1 protein-coding gene is annotated in these 204 nt (G+C 46.6%); it reads left to right on the plus strand.

The window, feature by feature from the left end; all coding sequences use genetic code 11:
* Positions 1-204 (plus strand): hypothetical protein (locus R3X28_RS19340; RefSeq protein ID WP_317666537.1); only part of this gene is annotated, 204 nt, incomplete at both ends.

Genomic DNA, 204 nt, shown 5'->3' on the forward strand with positions numbered 1-204 from the left:
TACAGATTTACAGAACGAACAGACTACGCAGAACGACGCGATTGCATTGAACACTGCTAAAACGGGTATCACCCCGGCACAGGCGGCCATCGTTGCGAATACTTCTGGTGTGAACACAGGTGACCAGGATATTTCAGGGATAGCTACTAATGCAACTGCCATTTCAAATAACAATGCTGCCATTGTAGCCAACGATGCTGATAT

The organism is Maribacter sp. TH_r10, assembly GCF_033101095.1.
GTDB classification, from domain to species: Bacteria; Bacteroidota; Bacteroidia; order Flavobacteriales; family Flavobacteriaceae; genus Maribacter_A; species Maribacter_A luteus.